The organism is Bacillus alkalicellulosilyticus, from assembly GCF_002019795.1.
In the GTDB taxonomy this organism is placed as follows: domain Bacteria; phylum Bacillota; class Bacilli; order Bacillales; family Bacillaceae_F; genus Bacillus_AO; species Bacillus_AO alkalicellulosilyticum.
In genome coordinates, this window is the sequence record NZ_KV917381.1 from 4027178 (window position 1) to 4044951 (window position 17774).

A 17774-nucleotide genomic window follows, 5' to 3' on the forward strand; every position below is an offset into this window, starting at 1 on the left:
AACTAAAATAGCCCTCTAATTTATTTTTTATGACGCTCTTCCAGAACAGCTAGGACTTCATCTATCGGAAGCTTTTGCTCTCTCAGTAACACAAGTGTGTGGAATAGTAAATCGGCAACTTCCCACTTCAGCTCTTCAGGGTCACGGTTTTTAGCGGCAATAATTACTTCGCCCGCTTCTTCCCCGATTTTCTTTAAGATTTTATCTACGCCTTTTTCAAATAGATACGTAGTATAAGAACCTTCTGGCATTTCAGCTTCACGCTCAGCAATTAACGACTCAAGTTCATTGATAATCGCAAATCGATCTGGCTTCCCAACTTTTGTTTCAGCTAATATCGAATCTGAAAAACAGCTGTAGTCGCCTTTATGGCAAGCGGGTCCTTTTGGATCAACTAAAACAACAATAGCATCAGCATCGCAGTCATATCTCATGTCAATAATATCCTGTGTGTTACCTGATGTTGCTCCCTTATGCCAAAGCTCTTGGCGAGAACGGCTATAAAACCAGGTGTTTCTTGTATCAATCGACTTTTGTAGCGACTCCTTGTTCATGTATGCTAGCGTTAACACTTCTTTGCTTTGTGCATCTTGAACAATCGCAGGTACTAAGCCTTTTTCATCAAATTTAATTTGTTCAATACTCATCGTATTTCCACACCCTTCTCTTTCAATGCCGCTTTCACTTCAGCTACAGACGTTTCTTTATAATGGAAGATTGAAGCAGCTAATGCCGCATCACAACCAGACACGTTAAAAATGTCATAAAAGTCTTCGCGACCACCTGCTCCACCTGAAGCAATGACCGGCACAGAAACCGCTTCGTTGACCGCTTTCGTCAGTTTAATGTCAAAGCCTTCCTTGCTTCCATCGGCATCCATACTCGTTAATAAAATTTCTCCAGCTCCACGGCGCACGGCTTCCTTGGCCCAAGCGATGGCTTCCCACTCGGTTGGTTTACGGCCACCATGAGTATAAATACGCCAAGAGCCTAACTCTTCATCGTATTTAGCATCAATTGCCACGACAATACATTGGGAACCAAAATAGTCTGCCCCCTCGGTGATTAACTCTGGACGAAGAACTGCTGATGTATTCATCGATACTTTATCCGCACCTGCGCGGAGCACACGTTTCATATCGGCTAAAGAATTAATTCCCCCACCAACTGTAAACGGGATCGCCAATTTCCCAGCAACCTGCTCGACCACTTCAACCATCGTTTCGCGTCCTTCATGGGATGCTGAAATATCTAAAAATACGAGCTCATCTGCTCCTTGCTCATCGTAAAACTCAGCTAATTCAACTGGGTCTCCAGCATCTCGCAAATCAACAAATTGTACTCCCTTAACAACGCGGCCTTCCTTCACATCTAAACAGGGGATAATTCGTTTTGTTAACATTAGTCTATCTCCCCTCTCGTAACGCTTCCTCTAACGTAAATTGATTTGTATATAGTGCTTTACCGACAATCGCACCAGCTACCCCTTTTTCACTATCTTGGCGAAGCTCTTTTAAATCAGCTAAGCTACTCACACCGCCTGAAGCTATTACACTTTTTCCTGTTGCTTCAGCTAGCTCAGCACATGCTTTAATATTTGGACCAGACAACATGCCGTCTCGTGAAATGTCTGTAAAAATAAACACCTCTGCACCAAATCTAGCAAGCTCTTGACCTAAATCAACAGCCTTGACCTGAGACGTTTCAAGCCAGCCATTTGTCGCTACATATCCATCTCTGGCATCAAGACCGATAGCAATTTTATCGCCACCGTATGTGGCTAACATTTTTTTCGTGAATTCAGGATCATTGACCGCGACACTTCCTAAAATCACACGGTCTACACCATTTTCTAAATAAAACTTCACGTCATCCTCGGTGCGGATTCCTCCACCGATTTGAACCTTTGCCTCTAGTTCCTTTGCTGCTTTTACAACAAACTCATGATTTACACGTTGTTTTGCTTTTGCACCGTCCAAGTCAACCATATGAATCCACTCGGCTCCCGCTTCTGCAAAATCTTTTGCCATATGAAATGGAGAATCCCCGTAAACTGTTTCTTGATTGTAATCTCCTTGAACAAGTCTAACGCACTTTCCGCCTCTCATATCAATGGCTGGATAAATTATAAACGTACTCACCTGCTTGTTTCCTCCCCTCAACAACCGCTGTAAAGTTTTCAAGCATCTTCATGCCAATTGCACTGCTTTTTTCAGGATGAAATTGCGTCCCCATTACATTTCCGCTTCCAACGACAGCCGGAACTTCTTGATGGTAATCGGCGCTTGCGATAATAACATCCTTGTCTTCGGTTTGCACTGCATATGAATGCACAAAGTACACATGTCCATTTTCTACTCCATCGACTAGCGGATGCATAGGTTTATTAAAGTTCAGACGATTCCAACCCATATGAGGAACTTTATAAGATTGTCCTGCTTTATTGACACCAGAAAAACGACGAACAGCACCTGGTAAAAGCTTTAAGCCTGTTGTTTCTCCGTTTTCTTCACTTTCTTCAAACAAAAGCTGCATGCCAAGACAAATTCCTAACAATGGCTTTCCTGATTTAGCCCATTTTACCGTAAAATCAGATAACCCATCCTGAGTTAAAATCTCCATCGCATCTTTAAAAGAGCCAACCCCAGGCAAAATTAATCCGGTAGCCTTTTGCAACTCATCGACTTTTTCAGAAACAAAATAATCAACATTCAAACGCTCAAGCGCCTTACTGACACTGTGAAGGTTACCCATACCATAATCGATAATGCCAATCATCTTTTATAACATTCCTTTCGTAGACGGAACACCTTTCACTCTCTCGTCAATTTGTGTCGCTTCATCTAATGCTCGAGCCAATGCTTTAAAGATCGCCTCAATCATATGGTGAGTGTTATGTCCATAATGAACAATCACGTGCAAATTCATACGAGCTTCAATCGCAAGCTTCCATAAAAATTCATGAACTAACTCTGTATCAAATGTTCCTACTTTTTGACTTGGAAACTCTGCGCGGAACTCAAGGTGCGGTCGATTACTTAAATCAACAACGACTTGAGCTAGCGTCTCATCCATTGGTACAAATGCAGAACCATAACGCTTAATTCCTTTTTTATCGCCTAGCGCTTCTTTTAACACATGCCCAAGACAAATGCCGATATCCTCTGTTGTATGGTGATCATCGACTTCCGTGTCTCCATCAGCTTCAACTGTTAAGTTAAAGTGACCGTGCTTTGTAAATAAATCAAGCATATGAGTTAAAAACGGAACTCCCGTATTTAAATTTGATGTTCCTTCTCCATCAACCATAAAATCTAATTTAATTTTTGTTTCATTCGTATTACGTTCAATTTGCGCACGACGCTCTGACATTATGATTCCTCCATTCGCTTTTCAATCGCTCTTGCATGAGCTTCAAGCCCTTCTAAACGGGCGAGTGCTGTAATTTTAGTGGCATTGGCTTGTAAGGCTTGCTTGCTATATGAAATAATACTCGATTTTTTTGTAAAGTCGTCTACATTTAATGGACTAGAAAAGCGTGCTGTACCGTTTGTTGGAAGCACATGATTCGGTCCGGCAAAATAATCACCAACAGGCTCTGAACTATAAGGGCCTAAGAAGATAGCTCCAGCATGACGGATTTTTGCCACATACGAAAACGGGTCTTCTACAAGCACTTCTAAATGCTCTGGCGCCAACTGATTTGTAACGTCGACCGCTTCCTCCATTGAAGAGGTAACATAGACCGCACCATAGTCCTGAATCGAAGCTTCTGCAATCTCACGTCTTGGTAAGTCAGCGAGCTGCTTTTCCACTTCAGTAACGACAGCTTCAGCCAATTGTTGAGAAGGAGTAACGACCACAGCAGAAGCCATTTTATCATGTTCTGCTTGCGATAATAAATCAGCTGCAATATAAGTCGGGTTTGCGCCACCATCTGCTAAAACAACGATTTCACTTGGTCCAGCAAACATATCAATATCAACTTGGCCAAACACGGCACGCTTCGCTAATGCAACATATATATTTCCTGGTCCGACGATTTTATCAACCTGAGGAATTGTCTCTGTTCCAAAAGCTAACGCGGCAACGGCTTGAGCTCCGCCAACTTTGAACATTTGCTTCACACCAAGTTCATTAGCTGTAACGAGAACACCTGCCGACCATGTACCATCTTGTTGTGGTGGAGAAACCATCACGATATCTTTTACCCCCGCTACTTGAGCAGGAATAACATTCATCATAATCGAAGACGGATAGGCTGCCGTTCCTCCAGGGACATAAACTCCAACAGAATCAAGCGGCGTAATTTTTTGTCCTAAAATCGTTCCATCTTCTTCTGTTGTCATCCACGATTGGCGCTTTTGACGCTCATGAAAGTTCTTGATATTCGCAATCGCTGCTCGAATCGCTTCAAGGATTTCATCATCAAGCTCTTGATAAGCGGCATCAATCTCTGCTTGTGTCACCGCAAAGCTTTCTAATTTTACGTTGTCAAATTGCTCAGTTAGTGTAAACAAAGCTGAATCACCTTGTTCTTTCACTTGGGCAATGATATTCATAACCGCATCCTGTTGCATTTCCGTTCCGGTATCAATCGTTCGCTTTAACGAGACTTCTTTTGTGACTGGAATGATTTTCATAATTATTCTCCCTCCACCACTTTAGCTAAACGCTCGACCATTTCGTCAATAAGCGTATCTTTCGTTCGGTAACTTACAGGGTTTACGATAAGTCTTGATGTAATTGGAACAATCGTCTCAAGTTCTACTAATCCGTTTTCTTTCAGTGTGCGTCCTGTTGAAACAATATCAACAATTCGGTCTGCTAATCCAACTAGAGGAGCTAACTCGATTGAACCATTAAGCTTAATGACTTCAACCTGTTCGCCTTGCTCCTTAAAATATTGTGTCGCTAAGTTCGGATATTTCGATGCAACCTTAGGCGCAATTCCTGTTTCTTTATATCCAGGTAGACCAGCTACCGCTAAATAGCATTCACTAATTTGTAAATCAAGCACTTCGTACACATCGCGCTCTTCTTCAATCATCGTATCCTTACCCGCTACCCCAACATCGGCCACACCATGTTCCACATACGTTGGCACATCCATTGGTTTTGCTAAAATAAAACGCATCCCCGCAGAAGGTACGTCTACAATTAATTTTCTTGAATCATCAAATTCGCTAGGTAAATCATAACCAGCTTTGCGAAGTAGCTCGACTGCTTCTTCAAAAATACGACCTTTTGGCATCGCAACGGTTAACAGCTCACTCATTCGCTCCACCTCCGTTCTTTCCAATAAAATAAACGACGTCAGAAAATTGCTCAGATAAAATATCTACATCATTCACTCCCGCTAAATCTTGAAGAACAACAGACTCTCCGTTCGCTCGTTTTTCTTTTGCAAGAGCAATCGCTTCTTTTCTTCTTTCATTGCTAAAAATAATACACGTTTCGCTTTGTTGGGTATCGGTTGTTCCGATCGCTTCCACAAGAAGGTCTAATCGAATACCAAAGCCTGTTGCTTGGCCAGGACGCTCAAATTTGCCTAAAAGCTCATCATAGCGGCCTCCACTTCCAAGTGGCGTTCCAAGATTGTTGCTATACCCTTCGAATACAACGCCAGTATAGTAGCTCATATGCATCACTAGGTTGAGATCAAGCTTCACAAACTCGCTCACACCATAGCTCTCTAACACGTCCCATAGCTTTGTTAACTCAGCTAACGCCTTTTGACCTGCTTCACCGTGAACAAGTTCCCTCGCTGCTTCTAGTTTTTCATGCCCGCCTCGAAGCGTTAATAGCTTTAATAAACGTTCTTTATCAATAGAAGATAACGATAAACTTTTCACATGATGCTTAAAGCCCACATAATTTTTTTCATATAAATAACGACGAAGTGCATCTGCACGCTCTTCGTTTCCGACAATCTCAAGTAATAACGCATTCACATAGCCGATATGACCAATCGCAATCTGGAAGTTTTCCAATCCTGCTCGTTGTAATGCAGCGATCATTAAAGAAATCACTTCCCCGTCCGCACTTGCCGTACCATCTCCAACAAGCTCGACTCCAATTTGCTCAAATTCCGCCGGCTTGCCGCCCTCGCTTTGCTGAGCTCGGTATAACGTAGAATGATACGATAGACGTAATGGATAAGCTTCATTTTTCAAGCTCGATGCCGCTAATCTCGCAATCGGAGCTGTCATATCTGGACGCAACACAAGGGTATGTCCCTGTTGGTCTAATAACTTAAAGAGCTGTTGGTCTAAAATCGCAGACTCTACCCCAACCGTCTCATAATATTCTAGGGTTGGTGTTTGAATCGCACGATATCCCCAGCTTGAAATCTCTTGCTTCATGGCACTCGCTATTGCTTCCTTCGTTTCAAAGAGAGTAGGAAGCACATCTCTCATTCCTAATGGTTTTTCAAACATAAATAATTTTGTCATTTTCTCACGCTCCGTACACTTTAGTTCGCTAATGTGCTAATAAGATAAAGAGTATTGTTTTTAGTTTACACGGGTTTCCTAAACCCGTCAATAAATATAAGAAAAAACGGCGAGCAGTTTTTTCTTATATTGGATGTGTGAAGTTGCTATCTAACTAGTTGCCCACCCCTCTAACGGACATGAGGTACCTTATATTACGCTTTTTTCAGGATTTTTTGCTGTAACGGACACCAGTGCTCTTATTTTCCTAAAAACAGCTTAAATTCACTAGTTTTTAGGAAAATAAGGTCTCCTGTGTCCGTACCATTTAAAATAAGAGGATCTTAGGCGAATTAGAGGACTCAGTGTCCGTAAGCAAAACAACCTCATTGCAATTTTAGCTTGTCCACCTATTATATCAAAAGATTGCGACTGATACTGTAAAGAAGGGGGAGACACTGGCCCGTGCTCACCCTAGTTCATTTCATATTAACTTATAATAGAAAACCGTAGGATGTAGTTCACCTGTAGATGACTTCGCATAATTGGGAATTTTCCCTGCTTGAACATAACCAAGTGAAGCATACAGAACGTTTGACGGGTCTCCCTCTCTTGTGTCGAGAACTATTAGGGATCTGTCTTCTTCTACTGCTCGTTCTTCCACTTTATTCATAAGCATGCGACCAATTCCCATCCGCCGATATGTAGGGTGGGTCATGAGTTTAGCGATTTCAGCCCGATGATTTCCATTTTGCTTCGTACATAGTTGTAATTGAACACTTCCAACTATTTGTTGGTTAAGCTTAGCCACAAATAATAAGGTGTCAGGCTGTATGACTTGTGTCCAATACTTATCCGCATCCTCTCGTTTGATGGGTGGCAAGAATCCAATTGACGCACCATCTTCTACAACTCGAATTAGTAATTCAGAAAGTTGTTCATAGTGTCTATCAGCGGAAAATAATTGCTCGATTTTTAATTGGTTGGTCAATCTAATCAATCCCTTCTCCAATCTTTTTCTCTCTTTCTTATAATATAGTATTTTTATTTTAATACATTTATTTTTTCGGTTTACTAAATGAAATCCAAGAAACCTAGATGAACGATATAATTAGGAAAAGACTAGGGGGATGTCTCATGAAAAACTATGTTTTACTAGTTGCAATTATATTCTTATTTATCTTTACTATCGGCTGTAGTGAGTCTATCAATAGCGATGGGTTAAGCGCGGATGGAAAGCATGCCTTCAATTATTTGAAAGAGAAAGGATATAAAGTCGTTGAATTTCATGAAGAAAGCTCAGTTGTCATTACAAAGGACTCTTGTTTAAATGGGCAGCACAATCGATTTCTCCAGACGATTATATAAATGAGACGATTACTGTTCATTCTTTTTCCGTAAAAAACCATCCACTAGAAGACATATATGATACTATCGAAAATCCTGTGGAAGGTGTTTATGTTGAAGTTTTCGTATGGAATCATGACGTCATTGGAGGCGTGTCATCCCCTATTGCAAAGGAAATGTATCGGGGTGGCTACCATCAACTTGATAATATGCCTTCACTGATGGAAATAGAAGGTATCGATTATCCTACATGGCATAGTGAGTGGGAAGCAAAGTATAAATAAAGGCATGGACAAGAGATAGTCCACTTTTTGTCCATGCCTATTTACCTCAAGCTCTTGTCGATAAATTAAAACGATAGGCTACATCAGGTATATCCATTTTTAATAGTTCAGTCCCTATCAAGTCCTTAAGTCCTGCATAATAATCATAAGGTATTATAAATTGAATATCTCTTATACACGCTAATTTACTTGCTGTTGTCGCAACGGCAAAGAATTTTTCAATCTCTTCAAATTCAATTTCTGCAAAATTATCTTTAGTTAACCTAGTGAGCTATGATTATTTTCAGTTGCATTCGCATTAATAATCCCTAAACCATCTAATGTTTTAATACACATTACTTTTTCTCTTTCTCGTTTTAAAACCACTTCTACATATTCGTACAAGTTTTCAAACTTAGAGATACCAAACTTGTCACTCAACTTATCACAAATCAGTTGAACTTGTTCCTCATATTCAGGAGATATACGAGACTTTTTGATTTCAGCAAATAATTGTAAGTACTCTTTTTCACTCGAGTAATTATTAATATTTTCAATCAAACTGCTTTCGTACCCCATTGTTATGAGCAGCCTTAGAAATTCTTTTATATTCCGAGCTACGATTTTAATCGGGTGATCAAAATTCATTGGACTAACACAAACAATATAAGCTTCCTCAAGATTGTCTACTTGGCCAAAATCCGTTAAAAAGCCAAAGTGTATCCCGTCTACTCCTGCACTAGCAAAAGTTATTACATCATAAGGAGTGATTGGATAAACAAAAGGCTTTTCTTCTAGTAACAAGATAGTATCTAACGAATATAGGCTATCTTTTAGTTCCTCTTCTACCTCCATTAACATTCTTAAGGATGGCGGATAATCAACATATTTTCCGTAATAAATCATATTCATCCCTACTTCATATATTATTTACATACATACGTTATAGTTCTATATAAAAAAGCACTTCTCCTTGTTAGAGAAATGCTTCTTGCAAAGTCTATTATAAAATCTCTTCTTTCTTCCTGTTCTTCATTTCTTCTTTTGTGTAAATCACTCTCATCGGATTTCCACCAACAAACGCCCCAGCGGGAACATCCTGATGTACTAGCGTAGCTGCTGATACGATAGCACCATCTCCAATTGTGACTCCAGGCAAAATGGTTGAGTTTGCTCCCACCATCACTTCATCACCGATAACGACATCTCCTAATCGGTACTCGTCTATCAAATATTCATGAGCTAAAATCGTTGTGTTATAACCGATGATCGTGTTTTTCCCAATTGATATTTTTTCAGGAAACATGATATCCATCATAACCATTAAAGCGACTGCGGTTTGGTCTCCCACTTTCATTTTTAAAAATCTGCGGTACAGCCAATTTTTCACTGGTATAAAAGGAGTGTACCTAGATAACTGAATGACGACAAAGTTTTTTGCGACTTTTACAAAGGGAACTGTTTTGTATAACTGCCACAGTGAATTTGCGCCCTCGACCTTATAGCGGGTGGTGTTTCTCACTTTTCTTCCACTCCCACAATCGCCAGCAAATCACTCATCTTATTAATCACATAATCAGGATGATGAGAGCGGATGAACGCTTCTCCTTTTATTGCCCAGGCTACCCCAACTGTTTTTGTTCCGGCATTTTTTCCGCCGTGAATATCATGGTGATTGTCTCCAACCATTATCGTTGTTTCAGGTTTGGACCCAAGGGCCACCATCGCTTTATTCAACGGTTCAGGGTCTGGTTTAGCACGCTCGACATCATCAAGTCCAACGATAACATCGAAATACGGTTTTAATCCTGTGAGTTCAAGCCCCATCATTGCCGTTTTTCGAATTTTAGTTGTTACGATTGCTAGTTTAAAACCTTGCTCATGAAGAGCCGCAATCGTTTCGCGAACACCTTCATACTCCTCGACAAGTTCATCGTGTTTGGTATGATTAAATGTTCGATAATGGGTAATCATCTCTTCTACTGCGTCAGGATTCACTTTCGAAAAGCTATCATGAAGCGATGGACCAATAAAATCGAGTACCTTTTCTCTCGTATATTCACCCGGTTTATAGTGCTCTAACGTATGTAAAAACGAAGCGATAATTAACTCATTTGTATTTATAAGCGTCCCATCTAAATCAAATAAAATTGTATCTATTTTCATACGGCTTCCTTTCTACTGAGCTGATTCTTTTTTTCTAGTCGGTTCCAAATAAACGCAACACCGACTGTAATGAGTATGGCTGTAATCATTCGAAATAACAACAGAGGCCATATCGGGATTCCAAGTGGAATGAAAATTAATGTGTCCTCAATGACCGCATGGCAAGCGATGAGAAAGATAAAGACTAAATAAAGGTCTTTCTTTTTTACACCGTCTTCTTTCGCCGCTTGAATCATCACGCCAGCGCCATAAGCTAATCCGAAGAGAAGACCTGCCGCTAATGTCGTCGACGTATTCTCACGTATCCCTAAAAGTTTTGTAAAGGGAGACATCATCCGTGCAAACAGAGCAAGCCAGTTTTTCTCTTTCATCACTTGGACGAACACCATCAGCGGAATCACAATTAACGCTAACTGAAAAATACCAATAGACGCACTTTCTATTCCTTTGAATACAATTCCTAACCAGCTAGTAGGGTCCGTTTCACTTGAAGAAATTAGTCCATAACGAGCGGTGTCACTCCCACCTTGCCAGACAAGATGAATCAACCACCCAGATAAAAGCGCTAATCCAATGCGAACTCCGATTACAACAGACATCCGAATTCCAACTTTGGCCGCAACCGCTGACTCTACAAGTAAATTATGAGAAAAAGAGAGCATGACAGCTAATATGAATACCTCTTTTACTGTCAGGTCCATCGTGAGAATCGCACCAATAGCTGCATATAAATTTAGAAAATTTCCTAACACTAACGGAATGGCCGCCTCACCTGGTAAACCGATTGCTCCCATTAAAGGCGTTAACCCCCAAGCTATCCAACCAAGAATAGGAGTATAACTAAGTATTGTAATGAGGAGAGTGATTGGAAAAATAATTTTCCCTAGCGTCCATGTCGTCTGAAGTCCAACCAACAACCCTCGTTTTAACATACGTACCCTCTTTTATTTTTTCTTCTTTTTATTTTTCTTTTTTCCTGTTGATTTCGGTAACTCTTTCTTTGGCTCATCATCCAGATAACGTCGTTCTGCCAATCCCGCTTTACGACGGTATATCCAAAGTACAACTGCCCCAACAATTAAAACGATTGAAACAATTTGAGCGGTACGCATCCCACCAACTAAGAGATTATCTAACCGCATCCCTTCAATAAAGAAACGACCGACCGAGTACCAAATTAAGTAGCTTAAGAAGATTTCACCTTGTCGTAAATTGACCCGACGTAAATAGAGAAGAACCGCTAACCCTAGCAAGTTCCATAATGATTCATATAAGAACGTTGGGTGATAATAGGTACCGTTAATATACATTTGATCAATAATAAACCTTGGTAGCATTAAACCTTCAAGAAACTGACGAGAGACCTCTGTTCCATAAACCTCTTGGTTCATGAAATTCCCCCAACGTCCAATCGCTTGGCCAATCAATAAACTCGGTGCTGTAATATCGAGTATCTTCCAAATGGGTAGATTTCTTTTTTTACAGAAGACGATCGCTGTTGCTACACCACCAATGACTCCCCCGTGAATAGCTAAGCCACCTTCCCAAATAAAAAACACCTTTATCGGATTATCTACATAATCCTCCCAACGAAAAATGACATAATAAAGCCGAGCCGACAAAATCGCAATCGGTAACGCATATAACAATAAATCCGCAAAAGTATCTTTAGGTAAGCCACGTTTCACTGTTTCTCTTGTCGCTACAATATAGCCAAGAATAACCCCAAGCCCGATTAGCACCCCGTACCAATAAATCGTAAGTGGTCCTAATTCAAGTGCAACGCGACCTAATGGTTGAATTGCTTCTTCCAATGATTTCACCTTCCCTATTAAAATTCTCTATCTCCCTCTTCAATCACATCTGTTAAACGATCTGAAAACTGCTGAGCAGCGTTCATACCAAGTCGTTTTAACCGGAAATTCATTGCCGCAACCTCAATGATAACAGCTAAGTTACGCCCTGGTCGAACAGGAACGGTTAGCTTTGGTACATCTACATCAATGATTTTTAACATATCTTCTTCAAGGCCTAGTCGATCGTATGCTTTCTTTTGGTCCCAAAGCTCTAAATGAATGACTAAGGCAACACGCTTAAACGGACGCACTGACCCTGCCCCGAATAGCGTCATCACATTTATAATTCCTAACCCTCTTATCTCTAGTAAATGCTGAATGAGATCAGGTGAACGCCCTACTAAAATATCCTCATGCTCCTGGCGAATTTCAACTGAATCATCAGCAACTAAACGATGACCCCTTCGAACTAAGTCTAACGCGGTTTCACTTTTCCCGACACCGCTGGCTCCTGTGATGAGGACACCGATTCCGTAAATATCAACCAGTACACCATGAACAGCGGTCATAGGTGCCAACTGACTTTCTAAAAAGTTGGTAAGTTTACTACTTAATCGTGTTGTTGAGGATGGTGACCGTAACAAAGGCACTCCATTTTCCTCTGAAGCCTCTATAAGTTCCGGCGGCGCTTCAAGTCCACGAGATATGATAATACCTGGTGTATCGTATGTACATAGATTGCGCATTCTATCTCCTTTTTCGTTTTCACCTAACTGTTCAAAAAAGGATAACTCTGTTCTTCCAAGAAGCTGCAAACGTTTTGCTGGATAATACGTGAAAAATCCAGCCATCTCTATCCCTGGTCTTGATATATCACTCGTTGTGATGGGACGATACACTCCCTCTTCCCCACTAACAAGCTCTAAATTAAACTTTTCAATTAAATCATTAGCGGTTACCTTTGGCATTCAAAAACCTCCATCCAAATACTGTGTTTAGTATAAGCTTGTTCAACTAATGCCTTTATTATAGCAGAATTTGGTTTAATATGTATGAATCACTATATCACCTTAACAACTACAAAAAAACACATGAGCTCTCTACCCAGCTCATGTGTTTTCCACCGACCTATTTTTTTGTTAAAGGTTCTACGATTATCTTTTGAATTAGAGCACTTAAGATAGACATCACCACAGCTGCTATAATAGCCATCCCAAAGCCATTAATGACGAACGCATCGCCCATAAAAGCTGCAGCTAGCCAGAGGGTTATCGCATTAACAACAAATAAAAACAAACCAAGGGTAAGTATTGTAACTGGCAATGTCAAAAAGATGATTATCGGTTTTACAAAAACATTAAGAATAGAAATAACGATACTTGCAACAAACGCTGCTCCTATTCCAGATAAGTAAAAACTATTGAAATATGCTGCAACTACGACTAACACAAGTGTGTTCACCAATAAGTGGGACAGTAATCTCATTCAATCAAATCCTGTTCATTGGGAATAATAAAAATAGCTACGATATACGCCACGACTACAGGAAAAAAGAAAATAGCGCCGACTACGGTCAAAATACGAACCATTGCCTTATCAACCCCTAGATAGTCGGCAAGACCTCCACAAACTCCAGCAAACTTCCGGTCAAACTGAGCACGAAATAATCGTTTCATAAACAAGACCTCCTATTATTGCTTGACTGTGATTGAACCTGTATTTGTTGTACCGTGCAGCTTAATTCCCTTTTGGATGTCTTTATTGGCGACAAAGCCTAAAGATTTTTGAACAAAATCTTTTTTCTCTTCAATGATTTCAAAGTTTTCTAGATCGCAAGTAAAGCCTCCGACATTCGTTTTCAGCTTTCCATCAATCCGAATTCCTTTAGGGAGAATAATGTTAATGCTTCCGGTTGTGGCACGAAGTTCAGCAAAGCTGACGTTTTCTGTTTCTGATGTTTCATAGGTAACCGTACCATTGACGGTTTCAATATCAACATCAGCCAGCTGCCCCTTAAGCGTAATCGCTCCATTGACCGTTTGTGCCTCAGCACGACTCGCTTTAACATTAGTGACTTCGATTGGGCCCGTAACGGTCTCAGACACCAATCGGGAGAATGTACCATCAGCTAATGTAATGCGGCCATTGACAACCTTTGACTCAAACGTTTCCGCATTAATGTTTTCCCCTTTTAACGTTCCATTAAACGAATACAGCTTGAATCTCTCATACTGCTGCTGTGGCAAATAGCACGTTGTCTGAAGCTTAATCGATTTTACTTTTGTATAAAACCGAAGTGTACTTCCTTCGCTATCAAAGACGGCTTCCTGTAGTAAAATTCGTCGAGCTTCCTCAGTGTCTCTTGCCTTATACACTTTTGCATTACATTCAATGCGGACATCATCTTCATTCCAAGGAACCACTGTAATTGAGCCATTTTCAACAGAGATATCGACTGCCGACAACGAGACGTTTGAGTGTTGGAAAATATGATTGACTTCAACAAAAGAACCAAAGTTAAAATCTAAATCAAAGTCTCGAATCTTTTGAATAGCACTTTCGATAAAACTAGAAAAGAGACTCGTTCCTGATGATTGATGATAGGCTGATTGACTGCTACTGTTATCGTTTCCTTCATAATCCCAATTTACCGAAGTTGAGACCTCTTTTGTCTTCGGAGGCGTTGGCTCACTATCTACAGTCGTTGAACCCTCCTGTTCATTTCCTAATGCCTGTAATAATTTTACGCCTTCCTCCGCTGTTATTTTTCCGTCCTCAACCATTTTTAAAATCATTTTTCTTTCTTCCATTAGATACGCTCCCTTTCGGAAAAAAATAATTATAATTAACTTCAATAATACATACGTGACTGAAAGAAGAAAGTTACACTTTTCTTATTTTTTCACCATTTCTTTTTCAGAAATATGCTTTTCCATCCGTTCGCGTTCTCGTTGCAAGATTGGCTTTAAGTAATAGCCAGTGTAAGATCCGCTCACTTCGGCTACTTCCTCCGGGGTACCTGTCGCTACTATTTGACCGCCTTTATCTCCACCCTCAGGTCCTAAATCAATGATGTGGTCCACGCTTTTAATGACATCGAGATTGTGTTCAATAACGAGAACGGTATCACCGTTGTCGACTAGACGTTGCAATACAACAAGTAATCTTGCAATATCGTCTACATGAAGACCTGTCGTTGGTTCATCTAAAATATATATCGTCTTTCCTGTTGCGCGGCGATGAAGCTGAGAGGCAAGCTTCACACGTTGAGCTTCTCCTCCAGATAATGTTGTCGCTGGCTGGCCAAGCCTAATATATCCAAGTCCAACATCAACGAGCGTTTGGATTTTTCGGTTGATTTTCGGGATATTTGCAAAAAACTCAAGTCCTTCTTCCACTGTCATTTCAAGGACATCTGAAATGGTTTTTCCTTTATATGTGATGTCAAGAGTCTCACGGTTATAACGTTTGCCATAGCAGACTTCACAAGGAACATAAACATCTGGTAAAAAGTGCATCTCAATCTTAATGATGCCGTCTCCACGACATGACTCACAACGCCCACCTTTGACATTAAAGCTAAACCGACCTTTTTTATATCCACGAACCTTCGCCTCATTTGTCATCGCAAAGACATCACGAATGTCATCAAATACACCTGTATATGTCGCAGGATTGGAACGCGGCGTTCGTCCAATAGGTGATTGGTCAATATCAATCACTTTATCGACATGTTCAATCCCTTCAATCTCCTTATGTGCCCCAGGCTTGTCTTTACTTCTTTGCAGTTTTTGAGCCAATGTTTTATATAATATCTCATTAATCAATGTACTTTTTCCAGAGCCTGAAACTCCTGTAACTGCTACAAATACACCAAGTGGTATCGAAGCAGTTGTGTTTTTCAGATTATTTTGAGTCGCTCCTTTTATCGTTAACCTGCGTGACGATAATGGTCTACGTTCAGGAGGTAAAGCAATGAACTTTTTCCCTGATAAATATTGACCAGTGAGCGAGTTTTCATCATTCATAATTTCTGCTGGAGTCCCTTGAGCTGTAATCATTCCGCCATGTACTCCTGCTCCAGGACCTATGTCAATAATATAATCAGCCGCAAGCATTGTATCTTCGTCATGCTCGACCACAATTAACGTATTACCTAAGTTTCTCATATGCTCAAGAGTTTGAATGAGACGGTCATTATCACGTTGATGGAGTCCAATTGATGGTTCATCTAATATATATAAAACTCCCATCAATGATGAACCGATTTGAGTCGCGAGACGAATGCGCTGAGCCTCTCCACCTGATAACGTCCCTGCTGCTCGACTTAATGTTAAGTAGTCTAGTCCAACATTGATAAGGAAGCCGAGGCGGTCATTGATTTCTTTTAAAATTAACCGTGCAATCGCTGTTTCTTTCGGTGTCAATTCAACCGTTTCAAAGAACGTCAGTGCATCTTTTACCGATAGAGTCGATACTTCTCCGATATGTTTGCCACCAACAAATACAGCTAGACTTTCTTTTTTAAGACGATAGCCTTTACATGTAGGACAATGTTTTTGTTGCATGTACGCTTCCATTTGTTCACGAATATAATCTGAGCTTGTCTCATGATAGCGTCTTGCGACATTAGTAAGAACACCTTCGAATTGTACAAGGTTTTCCCGAATTTGGCCAAACTCATTTTCATAACGGAAATAAATTTTCTCAGTCCCACTCCCCGCTAACACTTTTTCAAGCAACGGTTTAGGGATTTGGTCAACTGGCACATCCATGTCGATGCTATAATGCTCACACACAGCCTCTAGCAACTGCGGGTAATATTGGGAACTTGTTGGTTCCCAAGGTGCTATCGCATGGTCTCGTAACGTTTTAGTCCAGTCTGGAATAACCAAATCTAAATCGACCTCAAGCTTTGAACCAAGCCCATCACAAGACGGACAAGCTCCATACGGACTGTTAAACGAAAACATTCTTGGTTCAAGTTCCGATATTGAAAATCCACAATGCGGACATGCGTGATGCTGGCTAAACAATAGCTCTTCTTGATCAATCACATCAACAAGTACACGGCCATCACCAAGTTGCAATGCCGTTTCTAAGGAATCGGTCACTCTTGTTTGTGCGCCTTCTTTAATGACGACACGGTCTACGACAACTTCAATGCTATGCTTTTTATTTTTTTCTAACTTAATGTCCTCAGCAATTTCACGTATCTCTCCGTTAACTCGGACACGAACAAATCCTTGCTTTTTCATGTCCTCTAAAACTTTTGTATGCTCACCTTTTCGCCCAGAAATCACAGGCGCTAGTATTTGCATTTTTGTTCTCTCAGGATATTCAAAAATACGGTCAACCATTTGCTGCACCGTTTGTGATGTAATTTCAACTCCATGCTTTGGACAAATCGGTTTTCCAATACGAGCATAGAGCAGGCGTAAATAGTCAAAAATCTCTGTAACCGTTCCAACCGTAGAACGAGGATTTCGACTTGTTGTTTTTTGGTCAATTGAAATAGCAGGCGATAATCCTTCGATCGCATCAACATCTGGCTTATCCATCTGTCCTAAAAACTGTCGCGCATAAGCAGAAAGTGACTCAACATAGCGCCGTTGTCCTTCAGCATAAATCGTATCAAAAGCAAGCGACGACTTTCCTGAACCAGAAAGACCAGTTAATACTACTAGTTTATCTCTTGGGATGGTGACATCTATGTTTTTTAAATTATGAGAGCGTGCTCCCTTGACGACTATTTTTTCTAAGGCCAT

The 17774-nt window shown here is 40.5% G+C and carries 21 protein-coding genes; 2 read left to right on the forward strand and 19 right to left on the reverse strand.

Annotated features, from left to right (window positions below; genetic code table 11):
• Positions 1-20: 20 nt before the first annotated feature.
• From hisIE to BK585_RS20265, 9 genes are all read right to left on the reverse strand, one after another.
• Positions 21-647 carry a bifunctional phosphoribosyl-AMP cyclohydrolase/phosphoribosyl-ATP diphosphatase HisIE gene (gene hisIE, locus BK585_RS20225; protein ID WP_078555727.1) on the reverse strand — a complete coding sequence of 209 codons (627 nt, stop codon included), beginning with the start codon at positions 645-647 and terminating at the stop codon, positions 21-23.
• A complete protein-coding gene (gene hisF, locus BK585_RS20230; RefSeq protein WP_078555729.1) occupies positions 644-1402 on the reverse strand; it encodes an imidazole glycerol phosphate synthase subunit HisF in 759 nt (252 codons plus the stop codon). Before hisF ends, hisIE begins: the two co-directional genes overlap by 4 nt.
• Before the next feature lie 4 nt (positions 1403-1406).
• The gene (hisA, locus tag BK585_RS20235) at positions 1407-2141 is read right to left on the reverse strand and encodes a 1-(5-phosphoribosyl)-5-[(5-phosphoribosylamino)methylideneamino]imidazole-4-carboxamide isomerase (RefSeq protein ID WP_078555731.1); all 735 of its coding nucleotides are present in this window, start codon (positions 2139-2141) and stop codon (positions 1407-1409) included.
• A complete protein-coding gene (hisH, locus tag BK585_RS20240; RefSeq protein ID WP_078555733.1) occupies positions 2110-2778 on the reverse strand; it encodes an imidazole glycerol phosphate synthase subunit HisH in 669 nt (222 codons plus the stop codon). Before hisH ends, hisA begins: the two co-directional genes overlap by 32 nt.
• Positions 2779-2781: 3 nt before the next feature.
• A complete protein-coding gene (gene hisB, locus BK585_RS20245; protein ID WP_078555735.1) occupies positions 2782-3372 on the reverse strand; it encodes an imidazoleglycerol-phosphate dehydratase HisB in 591 nt (196 codons plus the stop codon).
• Positions 3372-4643 carry a histidinol dehydrogenase gene (hisD, locus tag BK585_RS20250; RefSeq protein ID WP_078555737.1) on the reverse strand — a complete coding sequence of 424 codons (1272 nt, stop codon included), beginning with the start codon at positions 4641-4643 and terminating at the stop codon, positions 3372-3374. Before hisD ends, hisB begins: the two co-directional genes overlap by 1 nt.
• A gap of 2 nt (positions 4644-4645) precedes the next feature.
• A complete protein-coding gene (gene hisG / locus BK585_RS20255; protein ID WP_078555739.1) occupies positions 4646-5278 on the reverse strand; it encodes an ATP phosphoribosyltransferase in 633 nt (210 codons plus the stop codon).
• On the reverse strand, positions 5271-6455 hold the full coding sequence (locus BK585_RS20260) for an ATP phosphoribosyltransferase regulatory subunit (RefSeq protein ID WP_078555741.1): 1185 nt from the start codon (positions 6453-6455) through the stop codon (positions 5271-5273). Before BK585_RS20260 ends, hisG begins: the two co-directional genes overlap by 8 nt.
• A gap of 463 nt (positions 6456-6918) precedes the next feature.
• Entirely contained in the window at positions 6919-7434 is a 516-nt protein-coding gene (locus BK585_RS20265) for a GNAT family N-acetyltransferase (RefSeq protein ID WP_419095552.1), read from the reverse strand.
• A gap of 137 nt (positions 7435-7571) precedes the next feature.
• Between BK585_RS20265 and BK585_RS20270 the strand changes: the two genes are divergently transcribed.
• Together BK585_RS20270 and BK585_RS23775 are read left to right on the forward strand one after the other, a co-directional pair.
• Positions 7572-7802 (forward strand): hypothetical protein, encoded by a 231-nt coding sequence (locus tag BK585_RS20270; RefSeq protein ID WP_078555743.1) that lies wholly within the window; start codon positions 7572-7574, stop codon positions 7800-7802.
• Positions 7757-8065, forward strand: coding sequence for a hypothetical protein (locus BK585_RS23775; RefSeq protein WP_139367602.1), 309 nt, complete (start codon positions 7757-7759; stop codon positions 8063-8065). Before BK585_RS20270 ends, BK585_RS23775 begins: the two co-directional genes overlap by 46 nt.
• Positions 8066-8323: 258 nt before the next feature.
• On the opposite strand, the gene BK585_RS20280 is transcribed toward BK585_RS23775, so the two are convergent.
• The 10 genes from BK585_RS20280 to uvrA form a co-directional block, all read right to left on the reverse strand.
• A complete protein-coding gene (locus BK585_RS20280; RefSeq protein ID WP_078555747.1) occupies positions 8324-8950 on the reverse strand; it encodes a hypothetical protein in 627 nt (208 codons plus the stop codon).
• 97 nt (positions 8951-9047) lie between these two features.
• Positions 9048-9566 carry an acyltransferase gene (locus BK585_RS20285; RefSeq protein WP_078555749.1) on the reverse strand — a complete coding sequence of 173 codons (519 nt, stop codon included), beginning with the start codon at positions 9564-9566 and terminating at the stop codon, positions 9048-9050.
• Complete coding sequence (gene ppaX / locus BK585_RS20290) at positions 9563-10210, reverse strand: pyrophosphatase PpaX (RefSeq protein WP_078555751.1); 648 nt, start codon at positions 10208-10210, stop codon at positions 9563-9565. The genes BK585_RS20285 and ppaX overlap by 4 nt, the downstream gene beginning before the upstream one ends.
• A complete protein-coding gene (locus BK585_RS20295) occupies positions 10207-11142 on the reverse strand; it encodes a nucleoside recognition domain-containing protein (protein ID WP_078555753.1) in 936 nt (311 codons plus the stop codon). The genes ppaX and BK585_RS20295 overlap by 4 nt, the downstream gene beginning before the upstream one ends.
• Positions 11143-11154: 12 nt before the next feature.
• Positions 11155-12024, reverse strand: coding sequence for a prolipoprotein diacylglyceryl transferase (gene lgt / locus BK585_RS20300; protein ID WP_078555755.1), 870 nt, complete (start codon positions 12022-12024; stop codon positions 11155-11157).
• Between the two features lie 17 nt (positions 12025-12041).
• Complete coding sequence (gene hprK, locus BK585_RS20305; protein WP_078555757.1) at positions 12042-12974, reverse strand: HPr(Ser) kinase/phosphatase; 933 nt, start codon at positions 12972-12974, stop codon at positions 12042-12044.
• Positions 12975-13134: 160 nt separating this feature from the next.
• The gene (locus BK585_RS20310; protein WP_078555759.1) at positions 13135-13491 is read right to left on the reverse strand and encodes a phage holin family protein; all 357 of its coding nucleotides are present in this window, start codon (positions 13489-13491) and stop codon (positions 13135-13137) included.
• Positions 13488-13682 carry a PspC domain-containing protein gene (locus BK585_RS20315; RefSeq protein ID WP_078555761.1) on the reverse strand — a complete coding sequence of 65 codons (195 nt, stop codon included), beginning with the start codon at positions 13680-13682 and terminating at the stop codon, positions 13488-13490. The genes BK585_RS20310 and BK585_RS20315 overlap by 4 nt, the downstream gene beginning before the upstream one ends.
• Positions 13683-13697: 15 nt before the next feature.
• Positions 13698-14816 carry a DUF4097 family beta strand repeat-containing protein gene (locus BK585_RS20320; protein WP_078555762.1) on the reverse strand — a complete coding sequence of 373 codons (1119 nt, stop codon included), beginning with the start codon at positions 14814-14816 and terminating at the stop codon, positions 13698-13700.
• 84 nt (positions 14817-14900) lie between these two features.
• On the reverse strand, positions 14901-17774 hold the full coding sequence (gene uvrA / locus BK585_RS20325; RefSeq protein WP_078555764.1) for an excinuclease ABC subunit UvrA: 2874 nt from the start codon (positions 17772-17774) through the stop codon (positions 14901-14903).

Coding starts and splice junctions, on each gene's coding strand:
- hisIE (WP_078555727.1), bottom strand. CDS start 647: ATGAGTATTGAACAAATTAAATTTGATGAAAAAGGCTTAGTACCTGCG.
- hisF (WP_078555729.1), bottom strand. CDS start 1,402: ATGTTAACAAAACGAATTATCCCCTGTTTAGATGTGAAGGAAGGCCGC.
- hisH (WP_078555733.1), bottom strand. CDS start 2,778: ATGATTGGCATTATCGATTATGGTATGGGTAACCTTCACAGTGTCAGT.
- hisB (WP_078555735.1), bottom strand. CDS start 3,372: ATGTCAGAGCGTCGTGCGCAAATTGAACGTAATACGAATGAAACAAAA.
- hisD (WP_078555737.1), bottom strand. CDS start 4,643: ATGAAAATCATTCCAGTCACAAAAGAAGTCTCGTTAAAGCGAACGATT.
- hisG (WP_078555739.1), bottom strand. CDS start 5,278: ATGAGTGAGCTGTTAACCGTTGCGATGCCAAAAGGTCGTATTTTTGAA.
- BK585_RS20260 (WP_078555741.1), bottom strand. CDS start 6,455: ATGACAAAATTATTTATGTTTGAAAAACCATTAGGAATGAGAGATGTG.
- BK585_RS20270 (WP_078555743.1), top strand. CDS start 7,572: ATGAAAAACTATGTTTTACTAGTTGCAATTATATTCTTATTTATCTTT.
- BK585_RS20280 (WP_078555747.1), bottom strand. CDS start 8,950: ATGATTTATTACGGAAAATATGTTGATTATCCGCCATCCTTAAGAATG.
- ppaX (WP_078555751.1), bottom strand. CDS start 10,210: ATGAAAATAGATACAATTTTATTTGATTTAGATGGGACGCTTATAAAT.
- BK585_RS20295 (WP_078555753.1), bottom strand. CDS start 11,142: ATGTTAAAACGAGGGTTGTTGGTTGGACTTCAGACGACATGGACGCTA.
- hprK (WP_078555757.1), bottom strand. CDS start 12,974: ATGCCAAAGGTAACCGCTAATGATTTAATTGAAAAGTTTAATTTAGAG.
- BK585_RS20310 (WP_078555759.1), bottom strand. CDS start 13,491: ATGAGATTACTGTCCCACTTATTGGTGAACACACTTGTGTTAGTCGTA.
- BK585_RS20315 (WP_078555761.1), bottom strand. CDS start 13,682: ATGAAACGATTATTTCGTGCTCAGTTTGACCGGAAGTTTGCTGGAGTT.
- BK585_RS20320 (WP_078555762.1), bottom strand. CDS start 14,816: ATGGAAGAAAGAAAAATGATTTTAAAAATGGTTGAGGACGGAAAAATA.
- uvrA (WP_078555764.1), bottom strand. CDS start 17,774: ATGGCCTTAGAAAAAATAGTCGTCAAGGGAGCACGCTCTCATAATTTA.